A 15,793-nucleotide genomic window follows, 5' to 3' on the forward strand; every position below is an offset into this window, starting at 1 on the left:
CCTCTGCCTTGTTCGCGGAGTTTATACGACATGTGTTGAGATGGTGTTTCGGCTAGCCGTTTCCGCTGTATCGGGCAAGGAGCCATTCGGTCGGCGATACGCGGGAATCATCCCGATACCGCGGCTGCTTCGCGGCGGTGACCTCGGGGAATGTGCGGGAAGCGGTCGGCCAATTCTCGTCGGCGTTTTTCACGAGTTCTTCGGGGCACTCGAAACTGCTGACGGCCCCATGCCGAGTGAATGTGCCACCGGTCACATCCAGCAGGGTAGCGGGTCCGGGGAGCCTGCGGGACGTTATCGATCGTTCCGGCGGGGCATCATCCCATCTGACTCATGACGCGACGAGGAAGGACCCTTCCATGGGGGAGAAGGTCGTGGCAGGCCAGTTCGACCTGTCCGATCGCCAGCGCTACCGCGACAAGCTCCGCACTTGCCTGACGGGGCTGGAGCGGCTTCTGGCGGAGCAGCGGTTCGATGGTCCCAAGAACCTGATGGGGCTGGAGATCGAATTGAATCTGGTCGGCACCGACGGTATGCCGAGAATGCTGAATGGAGAGGTCCTCGCCCGCATCGCAAGCCGAGATTTCCAAACAGAACTCGCCATGTTCAACCTGGAAGTCAACATAGCCCCACACCGGCTGGGCGGCAGGGTATTCGACCGGCTGGCGGAGGAACTCCGTACTTCGCTGGCATATGCCGACCGTAAAGCGGGCGAGCTCGACGCCGGAATCGTGATGATCGGCATTCTGCCGACCCTCGACCGGGACGACGTCGTCTCCTCCAACCTGTCCGACGTCGACCGCTACACCCTGCTCAACGACCAGATCGTGGCCGCGCGCGGTGAGGACTTCGTCCTCGACATCGACGGGGTGGAACGCCTCACCTGCACCTCGAAGTCGATCGCTCCGGAGGCCGCCTGCACCTCCGTGCAGCTGCACCTCCAGGTGACCCCGGGGCGCTTCGCCGACGTGTGGAACGCCGCGCAGGCGGTGGCCGGGGTGCAGATAGCCGTCGGCGCCAACTCGCCCTTCCTGTTCGGCCGTGAGCTGTGGAGCGAGTCCCGGCCGCCGCTCTTCCAGCAGTCCACGGACACCCGCCCGCCGGAGCTCCAGGCCCAGGGCGTGCGGCCGCGCACCTGGTTCGGGGAACGGTGGATCTCCTCGGCGTACGACCTCTTCGAGGAGAACCTGCGCTACTTCCCGGCCCTGCTGCCGATCTGCGACGACGAGGACCCGTTGAAGGTGCTCGACGAGGGCGGCGTGCCCTCGCTGGCCGAACTCGTCCTGCACAACGGCACGGTGTACCGCTGGAACCGGCCCGTATACGACATCGCCGACGGTGTCCCGCACCTGCGCGTCGAGAACCGTGTGCTGCCCGCCGGCCCCACCATCACCGACGTCATCGCCAACGCGGCCTTCTACTACGGCCTCGTCCGCGCCCTCGCCGAGGAGTCGCGGCCGGTGTGGACCCGGTTGCCCTTCGAGGCGGCCGCGGCCAACTTCGACGCCGCCTGCCGGCACGGCATCGACGCGCGCATGGTCTGGCCCCGGCGCGGTCGCCACGGCGGCACGGTCGAGGTCGACGCGGTGAGCCTCGTACGCGACGAACTGCTGCCGCTGGCCGAGGCGGGGCTCGCGGCGTGGGGCGTCGAGCCCGCCGACCGGGACCTGTATCTCGGGGTGATCGAGGAGCGGTGCCGGCGCCGGGCCAACGGGGCGTCCTGGCAGGCGGCGACGTTCCACCGGGCACTGGAGGCGGGACTGTCGCGGGACGCGGCGCTGGCGGCCACGACGCGGCGGTACGGCGAGCTGATGCGCCAGGGGGAGCCGGTGCACACCTGGCCGGTGGGGCTGCCGGAGCCGGTGCCGCTGGGGTGAGGGCCGCCGCGGCGGGCGCAGTCAGCCGCTGCCGCCCTGGGCGCCCGCGGCCACGATCGCCTTCAGGATCACCGTGTGGATCTGGGCCGGGTCGTTGACCTGTTGACCGGACCCGCCGGTGGCCTCGGCGAGCTGTTCGGCTTCCGCGCGGTCGGCGTCGGGGCCCACCGCGATCACGATGAGCGGGACCGGGCGTGCGGGGGTGGAGAGCTTCTCCAGTTCGGAGACCAGCGCCCCGCGCGAGATGCTGTCGGGGTCCTGATTGACGCCGTCGGTCAGCACGACCAGCGCGTTGAACTTACCCTCGGCGTACGAGCCGGTCGCCTCCTTGTACGCGGCGAGCGTGGTGTCGTACAACCCCGTCGCGCCGCCCGGCACCGGCTCCAGGCCGCCGAAGGCCGCCGACAGCCGCTCCCGTTGGGTGCCGCCCGCCGCCGTGCTGTCGCCCAGCCGGTCCGTCGGCACGAGGATCTTGTAGTCCTTGTCGCCCTTGAGCTTGGTGGAGAACTCCCACAGGCCGATCTCGTCCTCCTGGGTGAAGGTGGCGAGGGCCTGGAGGAGGGAGGCCTTGGTCACGTCCATCCGGGAGCGACCGGTGCCCGGCACGGCCTCCGACATGGACGAGGACGCGTCCACGACCGTGGTGATCCGCGCGCTCTGCACGGTGATCGTCCAGGTGCCGAGGGCCTCCTGGAGCGCTGTCGCGGAAGGGGGCTCACCGGCCTCCGCCGTGTACGGCTGCGGCACCTTGCCCCCGGCCTTCGCGACCAGGGAGGCCGACACCTGGTCGTCGGAGGTCCTGAACCCCCGGTCGGTCAGCAGCTGCTCCTGCTCCGGCTTGCGCAGATACGTCATGAAGCGGATCGCCGCCCGGCTCTCGTCCGTGCTCAACCGGGTCTGGTCGACGAGCGCGTACGGGTAGTCCAAGCGCGGTGAACCGTCCTCGGGGTAGAAGAAGTCCAGAGCGCCGTCCCCGGATTCCGCCGAGGAGTTGTACGCGAAGGACGCCTGCTCGGACAGGACCAGCGCCTGGTTGCGCTTGGGGTTGCCCTGCTCGGTGCCCGAGGAGTCCCGCGGCAGCGTCTCCACGAGCTGGCCGTCGCTGTCGGAGATGCGCTGCGAGAGCGACTTCATCATCGCCGCGGCCTGCGTCGCCCCGCCCTCGACCCGGCCCGCCGCACTACTCAGCCGGGTCAGGGCGAGCAGCCCGGACGCGCTGCGCGCGGGGTCGGCGGCACCCAGCTTGAGCGAGTCGTCCCGCAGGGTGGCGCCCGCCAGTTCGAGCCAGCCGTACGTCTTCTTCGGCCAGCCCAGCGACTTCGCGGCGGCCGGCACCATCGCCATCCCGACCGGACTGGAGGCCACGTTGCCGACGCGGGCCACCTTCGTCGCGCCCGCGTCCGCGGAGATCTGGTCCAGCCACACGCCCGAGTCCGGCACCCACACCTGCGCACGGGGGTCCTTGCCGGCCGCGAGCGTGTCCCTGACCTTGTACGACTCGCGCGCGGTCACCGAGACGTCGACGCAGCGCCCGTCGGAGGTGAGGTTCTCGTCGCCGGCCCGCTCGGCCGCGGCGCGCAGCGCGGGGGCCACGTCGGGGGAGGCGGCGACCTCGATCCGTACCGCCTCGTCCCGACAGGAGGAGCCGAAGGAGAACAGACCCCCCTGGACGGCGGCGGCCGTACCGCCGGCGACGGTCAGGACGAGAACCGTCGCGATGGCCACGGTGCGGCGGCGTGCACGTGGGCGGGGGTCGCTGCCGCCCGCCCCATACTGATCGGGCAAGCTGTGACGTCCCATGACGGTGGTGCCCTCCCCTGATGCTCGTGCCGGCACAGCCGTGTACGGCAGGAAAGAGGGAGGTACGCCCCCGTACGGCGTCCGTCCCCCCGACGGCCATGCGCACGATCTTCGTTATTTCTTTCGAAGGACCCTAGCGGGGCGGCGATGGGGATGAGGCTGGATTACGCAACTGGAGGCAGGTGTGCAGGCGGAGGAAGGGGCAGTGGCCGATTCTTTTCCGCAGAGGGCGCTCTCACGGAAGTTCTTCCGTGACGAGACGCTGCTCGTTCTGGGGCTTTCGCTCGGTGCGAGCGGTGTGTCCGCGCTGATCAGTTTTGTCGGATCGGTCACCAAACCGGGGGGTCTCAAGGACCAGGCGGCGACCCTCAACGCCTCGGCCGCGCCCGGCCGTCCCTGGCTGGATCTCGCCTGGCAGCTCTTCGGGATCGCGTCGGCCCTGGTGCCCGTTCTCCTGGTCGCGCACTTCCTGCTGCGCGAGGGACAGAGCCTGAGGACCCTCGGCTTCGACCGCACCCGGCCCGGGCCCGACCTCGCCCGCGGGGCCGGGATCGCGGCCATGATCGGCAGCACCGGAATCGCGTTCTACCTGGCCGCACGGGGACTGGGCTTCAACCTCACCGTGGTGCCCGAGGCACTGCCCGGCGTGTGGTGGAAGTACCCCGTGCTGATCCTCTCGGCGATGCAGAACGCGATCCTCGAAGAGGTGATCGTCGTCGGCTATCTGCTGCGCCGGCTCCACCAGTTGGGCTGGACCCCAGGCACCGCCCTGGTGGCCAGTTCCGTACTGCGCGGCAGTTACCACCTCTACCAGGGCATCGGCGGCTTCATCGGCAACATGGTCATGGGCGTGGTGTTCGTGTACCTGTACCGGCGGTGGGGCCGGGTGGGCCCCCTGGTGGTGGCGCATTCCCTGCTCGACATCGGGGCGTTCGTGGGATACGCGCTGCTCGCGGGCAAGGTGGGCTGGCTGCCCACGGCGTGAAGCCTTTGGTCAGACGAGCAGCTCGCCCTCGATGACCGTGACCGCGCGGCCCGTCAGCAGCGTGCGCTCACCGCGCAGCCCGGTGCCGACCCGGCCGGAGCGGGGCGAGGCCTGCAGTCCGGTGAGATCGGTACGGCCGAGCCGCTGTGACCAGTAGGGCGCCAGGGCCGTGTGCGCGCTTCCGGTGACCGGGTCCTCGTCGATGCCGACGTTCGGGAAGAAGCAGCGGGAGACGAAGTCGTAGCCCAGGTCCGGGTTCTCGGCGCGGGCGGTGGCGATGACGCCGCGCTCGGAGTAGGCGGCCAGGGCCTTGAGGTCGGGTCGCAGGGCGTGCACGGTCTTCTCGTCGGCGAGTTCGAGCAGCAGGTCACCGATGTTCGGCCCGGTGTCGAAGGCGGTCAGCGGCTCGGCGCCCAGCGCCTCGGTGACACCCTCGGGAAGTGCGACCCGGGTCAGCGGGGCGGTCGGGAAGTCCAGGGTGATCGAGTCGTCCTCGCCGGGTGTGGCGATGAGGACCCCGCTGCGGGTGGCGAACCGCACCGGGCCCCGGTGGGCGCCGGTGCCGTACAGGACGTGGGCCGTGGCGAGCGTCGCGTGCCCGCACATGTTCACCTCGGTGGCGGGCGTGAACCACCGCAGCGCCCAGTCGGCCTCGGCGCCTGCGGGGAGCCGGTGGGCGAAGGCCGTCTCGGCGTGGTTCACCTCCAGGGCGATGTTCTGGAGCCGGTCGTCGTCCGGGAAGGCGTCGTCCAGGAGCAGGACCCCGGCCGGGTTGCCGGCGAACGGGCGGTCGGTGAAGGCGTCGACGATTCGGATACGCATGGGCTGACGGTACGGCGTGATCTTGTGCTCGGAACAAGGCCAATCGCGGGCCGCTGGACCGATTTCCCGGAGACTTGGCAGATCGACCGTCCGGCGTCGACGAGGGGAGTGGCGCTCCGCCCATTGCGCTCTCGTCGACGAGCACTCATTATCAGGAATCCTGTTGGTTTAAACTTGTAGCGATGGGTGCTCAGCCATGCCTTTCAACCTCGGAATCCAGGCCAGGGGGATCCAGCTCCTGCTCGGCCGTGTGATGTCCCGCGTACACGACGACCTGCGCTTCACCGACATCCCGGCGCGTACCGAGACCCTCCGGGTGGAGACCGGTGCAGGGCCGGTGACGTGCACGGTCTACCGCCCGCCGACCACCGGCGAGGCCCCCGCTCCGGTGTACGTCAACTTCCACGGCGGCGGGTTCGTGGTGGCCCGCCCCGAGCAGGACGACCACATCTGCCGCTACATCGCCGCCACGGCCGGCTGCGTCGTGATCAACGTCGACTACGCGGTCGCACCGCAGCGGCCGTACCCCGCACCCGTCACCCAGGCCTACGACGTCACCGCGTGGGTCGCCGAGAACGGCGCCGCCGGCGGCTGGGACGGTTCGCGGCTCGCCGTGGGCGGACACAGTGCCGGGGCCAACCTCACCGCCGCGGTCTGCCGGCTGGCCCGGGATCTCGGCACCTTCACGCCGCGCCTCCAGATCCTGGACTCGGCACCGCTGGACCAGGTCGCCGACCCGGCCACCAAGCGGTCCCTCATCGCCAAGCCGCTGCTCGGCCCGCGGCTCATGCGGATCTTCACCGCCGCCTACGTCCCCGACCCCGCGGACCGCGCCCACCCCCACGTCTCGCCAGCCCTCGCCGACGATCTCGCCGGACTTCCCCCCGCCCTGGTCATCACCGCGGAGAACGACCGCCTGCGCGACGAGGGGGACGCCTACGCCAAGGCCCTGGAGGCCGCCGGCGTCCCGGTCACCCACCGCGTCTTCGAGGGTGTCGACCACTACTTCACCCACACGGGCCCGGTGGCGGCCGGAAGGGAAGCCATCGACCTGATGGCCACCACGTTGGGCGCCGCCCTGCGGTGACCGGACCGCTACGCAAGGGCCTTGCCATGCGATCGATTCCGATATATCGTTGACGCATCGCGACAGATCAACGATGGATGGAGTGATGGCGATGCGTTCCCACGGATTCGAGCGTGGACATGGTGGAGCCGGTCGTCGGGGCCGTGGTGGCCCCGAGAGCCTGCGGGGTGCCTTCGGGCCCTTCGGGCCGGGCGGTCCCGGTGGCCCCGGCTTCGGAGGGCCGGGCTTCGGCCCCGGGCCCTGGGGGCCGAGGGGGCGGGGCGGACCCAGGGGGAGGGCGCGGCGCGGAGACGTGCGCGCCTCGATCCTGGCCCTGCTCAAGGACCGGCCGATGCACGGTTACGAGATGATCCAGGAGATCGCCGAGCGCAGTGGCGGGGCGTGGAAGCCCAGCCCCGGCTCGGTGTACCCCACCCTTCAGCTGCTGGAGGACGAGGGGCTGATCGCCAGTGCGACCGAGGGCGGCAAGAAGCTGTTCTCGCTCACCGAGGCCGGCCGTACCGCGGCCGAGGAGGGCCCCGAGGCGCCCTGGGAGGAAGCCTCCCGCGGCATCGACTTCGAGGCACTCGGCGAGATCCGGCAGGCCGGCTTCGGCCTGATGGAAGCCTTCGGGCAGGTCTGGAAAACCGGCAGCAAGGAACAGCGCGAGAAGGCGGTGGCCGTCATCAACGAGGCCCGCAAGAAGCTGTACCTCATCCTCGCCGACGAGGGCTGAGACGAGCCCCCGGACGGGGACCGGCAGCCGCACGGCGATCAGAAGGCGCCCCGTGGAGCGATCCGCAGGGCGCCTTCGTGTGCTCAGCGGGCGCCTGCGCGGCGCTCACTCGCGCGCTGGTGCGGCGCTCACACGACCAGTCCGGCCAGCTTTCGCAGCGACTCGTTCAGTGCGGCGGTCCCCGAGTCCTTCAGCTTGCCCGCCATCAGGGAGACGGCTGCGCCCGTGAACTCGCCGTCGATGCGGACCGTGGTGGCGTCGCCGTCGGGCGTCAGGGTGTAGCGCGTGGCCACGCTCACCGCCATCGGGCCCTTGCCCCGGATGGCGAACAGCCGGGCCGGCTCCACCTGGTCGATGGTCCACTCGACCTCGGCGGGGAAACCCATCAGCTTCATGTTCTCCTGGAAGGTCCCGCCCGGTTCGAGGACCGTCGGGCCGCCCTTGGGGAAGCTGGTGTGGGTCGCGTTCCACTCGCCGTACGCTGACCAGTCGGTGAGCTGGGCCCAGACCTTCTCCGCGGGTGCCGGGATGCGTGCCTCCGCGCTGATTTCCGCCATACGGCCACCTCTTCGTGTCGGTCTGTGGTGTCGCGGAAAGTAGCCGCAGCGGGTCCAACATTCAATACTGATGAACCGTCAGGAAGTGGCGTGCGGAGCGATGTTCAAAGGGGGTGTTCAGCCCGCCCGCCGTATCACCGCCGCCTCGAACAGGTCCCACGCGCGCGGGAACGCGCTCTCGTCGTGACAGTGCCACGCCTCCCAGAACAGGTCGGCGAGCAGTGCGTCCTCCGGGGCGTACACCCGGTACACGTACTGCTTTCCGTCCACGGCCGGCAGTGCCACCAGCCAGCTCCTGCTCTCCACGCCTGTGTGGGACGAATGACGTCGTGGGGCGGTTGGGCCAGGGGCGCACGGCAAGGCGGCGCGCGCCCACCGGGACGGAAACGCCTGATGTCATCCGCAAGGAGGAGATCCCGGCTCCGCCGTCCGCTCTCCGTGGGACGCGAAGATGCTTCCCCTCGGGGATGTCAGGAAGCGGTGGGACTGATGAGGTGGGGATGTGCACCCCCGTATCCCCCGGCAGTCGGCCCGCGAACAGAGCGGCCCGCCGCCGGCTCGTCCGGACGGCGATGTCAGGCTCAGCGCGGAACTGGCAGCGGTGGTGTCCGGCGCCCGCAGGCGCGCGCTCAGGGACGGGGACCGGCAGATCGACACGGCCCATCTGCTGCACTCGCTGCTGGACGCCGACGCCGAGGCGTACGCCGTCCTCGACGCGGAACCCCAGCTGCCACGGCTCCTCGGGTACCTCGTGCAGCGCAGCATCGGCTACGGACTGCGCTGGCAGGGCACCGTCGAGGACTCCGGCGCGGTCCCCGTCGTGACGGCGGCCGAGGGCTTCTCACCGCTCGCCGCGGGCGCCATGGACCACGCCTGCGCCCGGGCCGAGCGCCGCGCCGACGGGCCCGCCCGTGGGACCGACCTGCTCGCGGCCATCCTGGCGGACCCCGAGTCCCGGGCCGTCGAGGTGCTGACCCGTGCGGGAATCGACGCGCGGGCCGTGTCCGCGCGGATCGACGGCCGCCTGCCCGGAGGGCTGTGGGGCGGGCCGCCGCCGTCCAGCCGCTGAGACAGGAGTCAACGGGGGTGACGCTCATGTCGTGCCCTGTCATCATGGGTTGGTGCATACGTCTGAGAGCAGCAGGGCCGGTGGCGGCAGGGGAGTCGGGCTCGGTCTCGCGCTGGTGTCCGCACTCGCCTTCGGCGGATCCGGGGTCGCGGCCAAGCCGTTGATCGAGGCGGGTCTCGACCCGCTCCACGTGGTGTGGCTGCGGGTGGCGGGCGCCGCCCTGGTGATGCTGCCGCTCGCCGTCCGCCACCGCGCGCTCCTGCGCAGCCGTCCCGCCCTGCTCGCCGGCTTCGGACTGCTGGGCGTGGCGGGCGTACAGGCCTTCTACTTCGCCTCCATCTCCCGCATCCCGGTCGGTGTGGCCCTGCTCGTCGAGTACCTCGCCCCGGCCCTGGTGCTCGGCTGGGTGCGGTTCGTGCAGCGACGGCCGGTCACCCGCGCCGCCGCGCTCGGCGTGGTCCTCGCGGTCGGCGGGCTCGCCTGTGTCGTCGAGGTCTGGTCGGGCCTCAGCTTCGACGCCCTCGGACTGCTTCTCGCGCTCGGCGCCGCCTGCTGCCAGGTCGGCTACTTCATCCTGTCCGACCAGGGCAGCGACTCCGGGGACCAGGCCCCCGACCCGCTCGGAGTGATCGCGTACGGCCTCCTCGTCGGCACCGTCGTCCTGACCGCCGTGGCCCACCCGTGGACCATGGACTTCTCCGTCCTCGCGCAGCGCGCCGACATGAACGGCACCCCGGTCGCGGCCGGCCTGCTGCTCGGCTGGATCGTGCTGATCGCCACCGTCCTCGCCTACGTCACGGGCGTGGTCTCGGTACGCAGGCTCTCGCCCGCGATAGCCGGAGTGGTGGCCTGCCTGGAAGCGGTCGTCGCGACCGTCCTCGCCTGGGTGCTGCTCGGCGAGCACCTCTCGGCTCCGCAGATCGTGGGCGGCGCGGTCGTCCTGCTGGGGGCCTTCATCGCGCAGTCCTCGACCCCGGCCAAGGGTTCCGCGGAGCCGGTCGCCGCCGGTGGCGCCGAAAGTCGGTTGTCCGCCCGGGAGAACGCCGCCTAGGCTCCCGGATCATGCATACGCGCACGCTCATCTCCTCTCCGCCGGCCGCCTGAGGCGGGCCCTCCGGAGACCACGCCCGGCCATGCCGCCGGGCTGAACGGTGCTGCCCGCAGATGAAGTCCGCGGACCCCGCCACCGAGCGGGCGTCCTCTTCCGAACTTCCGCGCCTCGGCGCGACTGCGGAGAGAACACGTGTCGCATGCTTCCTCAGGCCTGCCCGTCGGGCGAGGCCTCATCTACCTGATCGTCGCCGGTGCCACCTGGGGCACCGCGGGGGCGGTCGCCGCCCTGGTCTACCGGACCAGTGACCTGGGCCCGGTGTCCCTGTCCTTCTGGCGCTGCGCGGCCGGCCTGGCGGTGCTGCTCGCGGTCCGTCCCGTACGGCCACGCGCGCGTACGGCCGTCTCGGAGCCGCTGGGGCGCAGGGCCCTGCGGGTCGGCGCGTCGGGCGTCGGGCTCGCGGTGTTCCAGACCGCCTACTTCGCCGCCGTACGGTCCACCGGGCTCGCCGTGGCCACCGTCGTCACCCTCGGCGCCGGTCCCGTGCTCATCGCGCTCGGGGCACGCCTGACCCTCGGGGAGCGGCTCGGGCGGGGCGGAGCCGTCGCCGTCGCCGGAGCACTCGCCGGACTCGGTGTGCTGACGCTGGGCGGTGCGGATGCCTCCGTACACCCCCTGGGTGTGCTGCTCGGGCTGCTCTCGGCGGCCGGCTGCTGTGTGATGACCCTGATCACCCGCGCGGCCCGGGCGGAGTCCTCCGGGACGTCCGTGGCGGTGTTCGCGGTCACCAGCATCTGTCTGCTGCCCCTCGCGCTGGCCGAAGGGCTGCTTCCGCACACGGCGCGACCCGCCCTGCTGCTGTGCCTGCTGGCCTACCTGGCGACCGTCCCGACGGCACTCGCCTACGGCCTCTACTTCGCGGCCGCCGCAGTCGTCCGCTCCACCACCGTCGCCGTGATCATGCTGCTCGAACCGGTGAGCGCGGCGGTGCTGGCCGTCGTGGTGTTCGGCGAGCGCCTGACCCCGGCCGTCCTTCTCGGCACCCTGCTGATGCTGGGCGCGGTCGGGGGGCTCGCGGTGACGGAGGCGCGCGCGGTCGCCTGACGGGCGAAGGGGCCCTTCTCCGTGAAGGGCCCCTTTCTCAGCCTCAGGCGCGCTGCCGCCGCAGCAGATGCTCGCGCGTCGCCGCGTCCCCGGGACCGCCCCGGTCCGCGAGCCCGTCCGCGATCCGCTCCCGCACTTCGGCGGTTCTCTTGCCTGCGTACTTGAACTTCGCCCGCACCCCGGTCACTTCGAGCCGCAGCCCGCGGATCCCCGACAGCATTCGTCCGTACGGCACCTCGCCCACCGCCACCCGTGCGGAGCCGCCCTCCGGCTGGAAGTGGCCGACCTGGTGGTTCAGGAGCACCGCCTTCTCGGCCGGGTCGTCCACCACATGGGCCCGGCAGCGCAGTTGGACCGCCGCGTAGAAACTCGTGGGCGTGCCGTGCTCGGCCGGGCCGTCCGGGTCTGCCTGCCACGGACCCGGGACGTACGCGTAGTCGTCGACGACGCTCAGCAGGCAGTCCGGACTGGCCTCCAGCGCATCCCACAGCGGGTTCGGCCGCGCGAGGTGCGTGAGGGCCTGGCCCCGCGAGGAGTCGTAGACGAAGTGCAGCGGCTGGACGAACGGCGGCTCGCCCGCGGTGCCGTTGACGGCGAGCTGACCGAAGTCGTGGACGGCGAGCCACTGCTGCCACTCGGCGTCGTCACGGGCCGCGTCCCAGGGGTGGATCAGCATCACAGCACCGCCAGGTAGTCCGGGACCTCGGTGCCGGGGTCCAGGGCTCCGTCGGCGACCGGGGTGCCGTAGCCCTTTTGCAGAGGGATCACGCCGGCCCAGTGGGGCAGGGCGAGGTCCTCGGGCTCGTCGTTGACGCCGCCGGTGCGGAGCTTGGCGGAGACCTCGTCGAGGTCGAGGCGGATGACGGCGGTGGCGGCCAGTTCCTTCTTGTTGGCCGGGCGGGAGTCGAGAGCCCGCCCAGGGATCACATGGTCGACCAGCGCGTCGAGGGCGAGGCGCTTCTCCTCGGGGTCCGTGACGTCGTACGCGAGGCCGTGCACCACCACCGACCGGTAGTTCATCGAGTGGTGGAAGGCCGAGCGGGCCAGGATCAGCGCGTCGACATGCGTGACCGTCAGGCACACCGGGAGCCCGGGATCGGCGTCGCCGGTCATCCGCAGCGGGCGCGAACCCGTCGAGCCGTGGACGTAGAGCCGCTCGCCCACCCGGCCGTACAGCGTGGGCAGCACCACCGGGGCGCCGTCCCGGACGAAGCCGAGATGGCAGACGTACCCCTCGTCGAGTATCGAGTGCACCAGTTCCCTGTCGTACGAGGCCCGGTCGGGGGAGCGGGTCGGGACGGTGCGGTCGGTCGGCGCGTAGGCGGTCGGCTCCGGCGTGGTCGCTGCGGTCCCCTGCATTGCGTTCTCCATTGCACTAGTGCATAATCTGCTTTGTGCTAGGAGAATATCGGATCGAAGGGCGACGCGCAGCGGAGATTGCGGCGAGCGTCGAGCGTGCGGTGGGTTCCGGCGAGCTGGAGCCCGGCCAACTGCTGCCTCCCATGCGGGAGTTGGCTACCGAACTGGGCGTGAATCCCAATACGGTCGCGGCCGCGTACCGCACCCTGCGTGAGCGCGGGGTCATCGAGACCGCCGGGCGCAGGGGCAGCCGGGTCCGGTCCAAGCCGGCGACCACGGGCCGCGACTACATCCGGGTGGAAGTACCGGAGGGCGTGCGGGACGTGGCGAACGGCAACCCGGACCCGGCGCTGCTGCCCCCGCTGGGGCCGGCCTTCGCGGCGGCCGCCGAACAGGGCGACCGGGAGCCGGTCCTGTACGGAGAGGCGACCGTGGACCCCGAACTGGCCCGCCTGGCACGGAAGTCGCTGGATGCCGACGGCGTCCCGGGCGGCCCGCTCGCCGTGGCCTCCGGATCCCTCGACGTGATCGAGCGTGTCCTGGCCGCCCACCTCAAGCCGGGCGACACGGTCGCCGTGGAGGACCCCGGCTGGGGCAGCCTCCTCGACCTGGTCCCGGCGCTCGGCCTGCGTATCGCCCCGGTGGGCGTGGACGACGAGGGGCCGCGGGCCGCAGACGTACGCCACGCCCTGGAGTCGGGCGCCCGAGCCCTGATCGTCACCGACCGGGCCCAGAATCCGACCGGTGCCTCGGTGACCGCCACGCGCGCGCGTGCTCTCCGCGCGGTCCTGGAGGATCACCCGGACACCCTTCTCATCGAGGACGACCACGGCCACGGCATCGTCGACCTCCCCCTGCATCCGCTGGCCGCAGTCACCCGCCACTGGGCCTTCGTGCGCTCGGTGGCCAAGGCCTACGGCCCCGATCTGCGCCTGGCTGTCCTCACCGGCGACGAGGTCACCGCCGACCGGGTCCACGGCCGCCACCGCCTGGGCCCGGGCTGGGTCAGCCGCGTCACCCAGCGGGCGGTGGTGCACCTGTGGGCGGACGGCGTCCTGGACACGGCGGAGGTGGCGGCCGCCTACCGTGAGCGCCGCGACCGGCTGATCGACGCGCTCGCCGAACGCGGAGTCGAGGCCCACGGCCGCAGCGGCCTCAACGTGTGGATCCCGGTCCCGGACGAGACGGGCGCGGTCTCCCGCCTCCTGCACGCGGGCTGGGCGGTGGCCCCCGGGGCCCGCTTCAGGATGGGCGCACCGCAGGGAATCCGGGTGACCGTGGCAACGCTGGGGGGTGACGAAGTCCCCCCGCTGGCGGACGCGATCGCGAAGGCTGTGGGCCCGGCAGCGACGCGAAACCATGTCTAGAGGCGGAAGGTCAACCTACCCAGGGGCGCGGGGAACTGCGCGACCAGCCACCCGCGACCCGCACCCGCCAACAGTCCACGCGCCCCACTCCATTAGGCGCCCCGCCGCACCTGAGTCAACGCGGCGCCCGCGAGCACAACCACCGCCCCCGCCGGCGTCGACCAACTCACCGACTCCCCGAGCACCGCGATCCCCGCCCCCGTGGCGATGACCGGAATGAAGTACGTGACCATCTGCGCGGTCGTCGGCCCCACCTCCGCCACCAGCCCGTACTGCAGGAGCACGGCCACTCCCGTACCGAGCGCACCCAGAGCCGCGACGGCAAGCAGGGGAAGCACCTCGATGTGCGTCGGTATCCCGGCGAACAGCGGTGTGACGACCGCCAGCTGAAGCGTGGCCAGCAGCAACTGCGCCCCCGTCAGGGATATGTGGGAATACCCCACCCCGGCCAGGGTCCGGCGCACGTAGATCCATCCGACCGGATAGCTGAGCGAGGCCAGCAGCGCCATGGCCGTCCCCCTGGCGTCCAGCCCGCTGAACCCCTGCCAGGCGCCGAGAACCGTCAGCACCCCCAGAAACCCGAGTCCGAGCCCGGCGACACGCACGCGCGTGGGCCGGTCCTCGGACAGTGCGACGAGGGACAGAAGCATCCCCCAGAGCGGCGAGGTCGCGTTGCAGATCCCCGCCAGCGTGGACGGGATCGTCAGCTCCGCGTAGGCGAAGAGCGAGAACGGCAGCGCGTTCAGCAGGAACCCCGCGACCGCCAGCTGCCCCCACGTGCGCACGCCGCGAGGGAGCCGCTCCCGCTTCACCACCATCGCCGCCGCGAGCACCAGTGTCCCGAACACCAGCCGTCCGAGCGTCACCTGGAAGGGCGCGAACGCCTCGGTGCCCACCTTGATGAGCAGAAAGCTGAACCCCCAGATCAGGGAGAGCACGCCGAAGCGCAGACGCCAGTCCAGGGCGGGTCGGCGGGAGGCCCGAACCGGGGTTTCGGTGACGGTCGCGGTGGTCATGCCGACCAGGGTCCAGCACACGATATCGTAGCACAAGCGAGTTTTCCAGCGAGATATCTCGTAGCATTGCTTACATGTTGAACCTGGAGCGCCTGCGCACCCTCGACGCCCTCGCCCGGCACGGCTCGGTCAGCGGCGCCGCCGAGGGCCTGCACATCACGACCTCGGCCGTCTCGCAGCAGATGTCCAAGCTGGAGCGCGAGGTCGGCCAGCAACTCCTCGCCAAGAACGGCCGGGGGGTGCGGCTCACCGACGCCGGCCGGCTCCTCGCCGACCACGCGGCCCGCATCCTGTCCCAGGTCGAACTCGCCCAGTCCGACCTGGAGGCCCAACGCGGCCAGGTGGTGGGGGAGCTGAGGCTCGCCGCGTTCCCGACGGCGGTGCGCGGACTGTTCCCGGCCGCGATCAGCGCACTGCGCTCGGCGCATCCGGGCCTGCGGATCGGCTCGCGCGAGATGGATCCGGAAGCCGCGGTCCTCGCCGTGATCCGCGGTGACTTCGACCTCGCGGTCGTCCTGGACTGGTACAACAAGCCGCTGCCCATGCCGGACGGGCTGGTGAAGGCCCCGATCGTCGACGACACGGCCGACGTGGCGATGCCCGTGACCCACCAGCACGCGCAGCGCGCCGAGGTCGACCTGGAGGACTTCGCCGACGACGACTGGATCACCTGGGGTGAGGGCGAGTTCTGCGACGAGTGGCTGATGCACACCCTGCGTTCCAAGGGCATCGAACCGCGCGTCGCGCACCGCGCGGAGGAGCACCCGACCCAGCTCGCCCTGGTGGGCGCCGGACTCGGTGTGTGCGTGGCGCCCCGGCTCGGGCGCGGGCCGGTCCCGGAGGGCGTGCGGACCGTGCCCGTACGGCAGTCGGTCAGCCGGCACATCTACGCCGTGTGGCGCGCGGACGCCGACCGCCGCCCGTCGATCCGGGCGGCGGTCGAAGCGCTGAAGTCGGCGGCGGAGAAGGCCGTTTGAGTCCGTC

General features: G+C 71.4%; 16 protein-coding genes. 9 read left to right on the top strand and 7 right to left on the bottom strand.

Annotated features, from left to right (window positions below):
• The first annotated feature begins 359 nt into the window (after positions 1-359).
• Positions 360-1,877 carry a glutamate-cysteine ligase family protein gene (locus ACIRP7_RS34275; RefSeq protein ID WP_403667368.1) on the top strand — a complete coding sequence of 506 codons (1,518 nt, stop codon included), beginning with the start codon at positions 360-362 and terminating at the stop codon, positions 1,875-1,877.
• A 21-nt stretch (positions 1,878-1,898) separates the two neighbouring features.
• Here ACIRP7_RS34275 and ACIRP7_RS34280 read toward each other — a convergent pair whose 3' ends face one another.
• Positions 1,899-3,677 (bottom strand): substrate-binding and VWA domain-containing protein, encoded by a 1,779-nt coding sequence (locus tag ACIRP7_RS34280; protein ID WP_403667371.1) that lies wholly within the window; start codon positions 3,675-3,677, stop codon positions 1,899-1,901.
• Between the two features lie 184 nt (positions 3,678-3,861).
• On the opposite strand from ACIRP7_RS34280, the gene ACIRP7_RS34285 reads away from it, so the two are divergent.
• Positions 3,862-4,662 (top strand): CPBP family intramembrane glutamic endopeptidase, encoded by an 801-nt coding sequence (locus ACIRP7_RS34285; RefSeq protein ID WP_403667374.1) that lies wholly within the window; start codon positions 3,862-3,864, stop codon positions 4,660-4,662.
• Positions 4,663-4,671: 9 nt separating this feature from the next.
• Here ACIRP7_RS34285 and ACIRP7_RS34290 read toward each other — a convergent pair whose 3' ends face one another.
• Positions 4,672-5,484 carry a PhzF family phenazine biosynthesis protein gene (locus ACIRP7_RS34290; RefSeq protein WP_403667377.1) on the bottom strand — a complete coding sequence of 271 codons (813 nt, stop codon included), beginning with the start codon at positions 5,482-5,484 and terminating at the stop codon, positions 4,672-4,674.
• A gap of 196 nt (positions 5,485-5,680) precedes the next feature.
• Between ACIRP7_RS34290 and ACIRP7_RS34295 the strand changes: the two genes are divergently transcribed.
• Complete coding sequence (locus ACIRP7_RS34295) at positions 5,681-6,571, top strand: alpha/beta hydrolase (RefSeq protein ID WP_403667380.1); 891 nt, start codon at positions 5,681-5,683, stop codon at positions 6,569-6,571.
• A 91-nt stretch (positions 6,572-6,662) separates the two neighbouring features.
• The gene (locus ACIRP7_RS34300; RefSeq protein ID WP_352392085.1) at positions 6,663-7,286 is read left to right on the top strand and encodes a PadR family transcriptional regulator; all 624 of its coding nucleotides are present in this window, start codon (positions 6,663-6,665) and stop codon (positions 7,284-7,286) included.
• Positions 7,287-7,414: 128 nt separating this feature from the next.
• On the opposite strand, the gene ACIRP7_RS34305 is transcribed toward ACIRP7_RS34300, so the two are convergent.
• Positions 7,415-7,843: an SRPBCC family protein gene (locus tag ACIRP7_RS34305; protein WP_352392084.1), complete on the bottom strand. Its 429-nt coding sequence runs from the start codon at positions 7,841-7,843 to the stop codon at positions 7,415-7,417.
• A 117-nt stretch (positions 7,844-7,960) separates the two neighbouring features.
• Positions 7,961-8,128, bottom strand: a complete 168-nt coding sequence (locus tag ACIRP7_RS34310; protein ID WP_403667384.1) for a hypothetical protein — start codon at positions 8,126-8,128, stop codon at positions 7,961-7,963.
• Between the two features lie 217 nt (positions 8,129-8,345).
• On the opposite strand from ACIRP7_RS34310, the gene ACIRP7_RS34315 reads away from it, so the two are divergent.
• The 3 genes from ACIRP7_RS34315 to ACIRP7_RS34325 all read left to right on the top strand — a co-directional run bounded on the left by ACIRP7_RS34315 (position 8,346) and on the right by ACIRP7_RS34325 (position 11,067).
• The gene (locus tag ACIRP7_RS34315) at positions 8,346-8,912 is read left to right on the top strand and encodes a Clp protease N-terminal domain-containing protein (protein ID WP_403667386.1); all 567 of its coding nucleotides are present in this window, start codon (positions 8,346-8,348) and stop codon (positions 8,910-8,912) included.
• Positions 8,913-8,964: 52 nt separating this feature from the next.
• Positions 8,965-9,963, top strand: coding sequence for an EamA family transporter (locus ACIRP7_RS34320; RefSeq protein WP_403667389.1), 999 nt, complete (start codon positions 8,965-8,967; stop codon positions 9,961-9,963).
• Positions 9,964-10,155: 192 nt separating this feature from the next.
• A complete protein-coding gene (locus ACIRP7_RS34325; RefSeq protein ID WP_403667392.1) occupies positions 10,156-11,067 on the top strand; it encodes a DMT family transporter in 912 nt (303 codons plus the stop codon).
• 43 nt (positions 11,068-11,110) lie between these two features.
• On the opposite strand, the gene ACIRP7_RS34330 is transcribed toward ACIRP7_RS34325, so the two are convergent.
• Both ACIRP7_RS34330 and ACIRP7_RS34335 read right to left on the bottom strand, forming a co-directional pair.
• Complete coding sequence (locus tag ACIRP7_RS34330) at positions 11,111-11,743, bottom strand: FMN-binding negative transcriptional regulator (protein ID WP_403667395.1); 633 nt, start codon at positions 11,741-11,743, stop codon at positions 11,111-11,113.
• The gene (locus ACIRP7_RS34335) at positions 11,743-12,426 is read right to left on the bottom strand and encodes a pyridoxamine 5'-phosphate oxidase family protein (protein ID WP_403667398.1); all 684 of its coding nucleotides are present in this window, start codon (positions 12,424-12,426) and stop codon (positions 11,743-11,745) included. The genes ACIRP7_RS34330 and ACIRP7_RS34335 overlap by 1 nt, the downstream gene beginning before the upstream one ends.
• Positions 12,427-12,461: 35 nt before the next feature.
• Between ACIRP7_RS34335 and ACIRP7_RS34340 the strand changes: the two genes are divergently transcribed.
• Entirely contained in the window at positions 12,462-13,793 is a 1,332-nt protein-coding gene (locus ACIRP7_RS34340; protein WP_403667401.1) for an aminotransferase class I/II-fold pyridoxal phosphate-dependent enzyme, read from the top strand.
• Between the two features lie 92 nt (positions 13,794-13,885).
• On the opposite strand, the gene ACIRP7_RS34345 is transcribed toward ACIRP7_RS34340, so the two are convergent.
• Positions 13,886-14,809: a DMT family transporter gene (locus ACIRP7_RS34345; RefSeq protein WP_403667404.1), complete on the bottom strand. Its 924-nt coding sequence runs from the start codon at positions 14,807-14,809 to the stop codon at positions 13,886-13,888.
• Between the two features lie 74 nt (positions 14,810-14,883).
• Between ACIRP7_RS34345 and ACIRP7_RS34350 the strand changes: the two genes are divergently transcribed.
• A complete protein-coding gene (locus tag ACIRP7_RS34350; RefSeq protein WP_403667407.1) occupies positions 14,884-15,786 on the top strand; it encodes a LysR family transcriptional regulator in 903 nt (300 codons plus the stop codon).
• Positions 15,787-15,793 lie beyond the last annotated feature (7 nt).

It is taken from the genome of Streptomyces sp. NPDC102270, from assembly GCF_044766405.1.
Lineage (GTDB): Bacteria > Actinomycetota > Actinomycetes > Streptomycetales > Streptomycetaceae > Streptomyces.

Coding starts and splice junctions, on each gene's coding strand:
- ACIRP7_RS34275 (WP_403667368.1), top strand. CDS start 360: ATGGGGGAGAAGGTCGTGGCAGGCCAGTTCGACCTGTCCGATCGCCAG.
- ACIRP7_RS34280 (WP_403667371.1), bottom strand. CDS start 3,677: ATGGGACGTCACAGCTTGCCCGATCAGTATGGGGCGGGCGGCAGCGAC.
- ACIRP7_RS34290 (WP_403667377.1), bottom strand. CDS start 5,484: ATGCGTATCCGAATCGTCGACGCCTTCACCGACCGCCCGTTCGCCGGC.
- ACIRP7_RS34295 (WP_403667380.1), top strand. CDS start 5,681: ATGCCTTTCAACCTCGGAATCCAGGCCAGGGGGATCCAGCTCCTGCTC.
- ACIRP7_RS34300 (WP_352392085.1), top strand. CDS start 6,663: ATGCGTTCCCACGGATTCGAGCGTGGACATGGTGGAGCCGGTCGTCGG.
- ACIRP7_RS34305 (WP_352392084.1), bottom strand. CDS start 7,843: ATGGCGGAAATCAGCGCGGAGGCACGCATCCCGGCACCCGCGGAGAAG.
- ACIRP7_RS34330 (WP_403667395.1), bottom strand. CDS start 11,743: ATGCTGATCCACCCCTGGGACGCGGCCCGTGACGACGCCGAGTGGCAG.
- ACIRP7_RS34335 (WP_403667398.1), bottom strand. CDS start 12,426: ATGCAGGGGACCGCAGCGACCACGCCGGAGCCGACCGCCTACGCGCCG.
- ACIRP7_RS34345 (WP_403667404.1), bottom strand. CDS start 14,809: ATGACCACCGCGACCGTCACCGAAACCCCGGTTCGGGCCTCCCGCCGA.
- ACIRP7_RS34350 (WP_403667407.1), top strand. CDS start 14,884: ATGTTGAACCTGGAGCGCCTGCGCACCCTCGACGCCCTCGCCCGGCAC.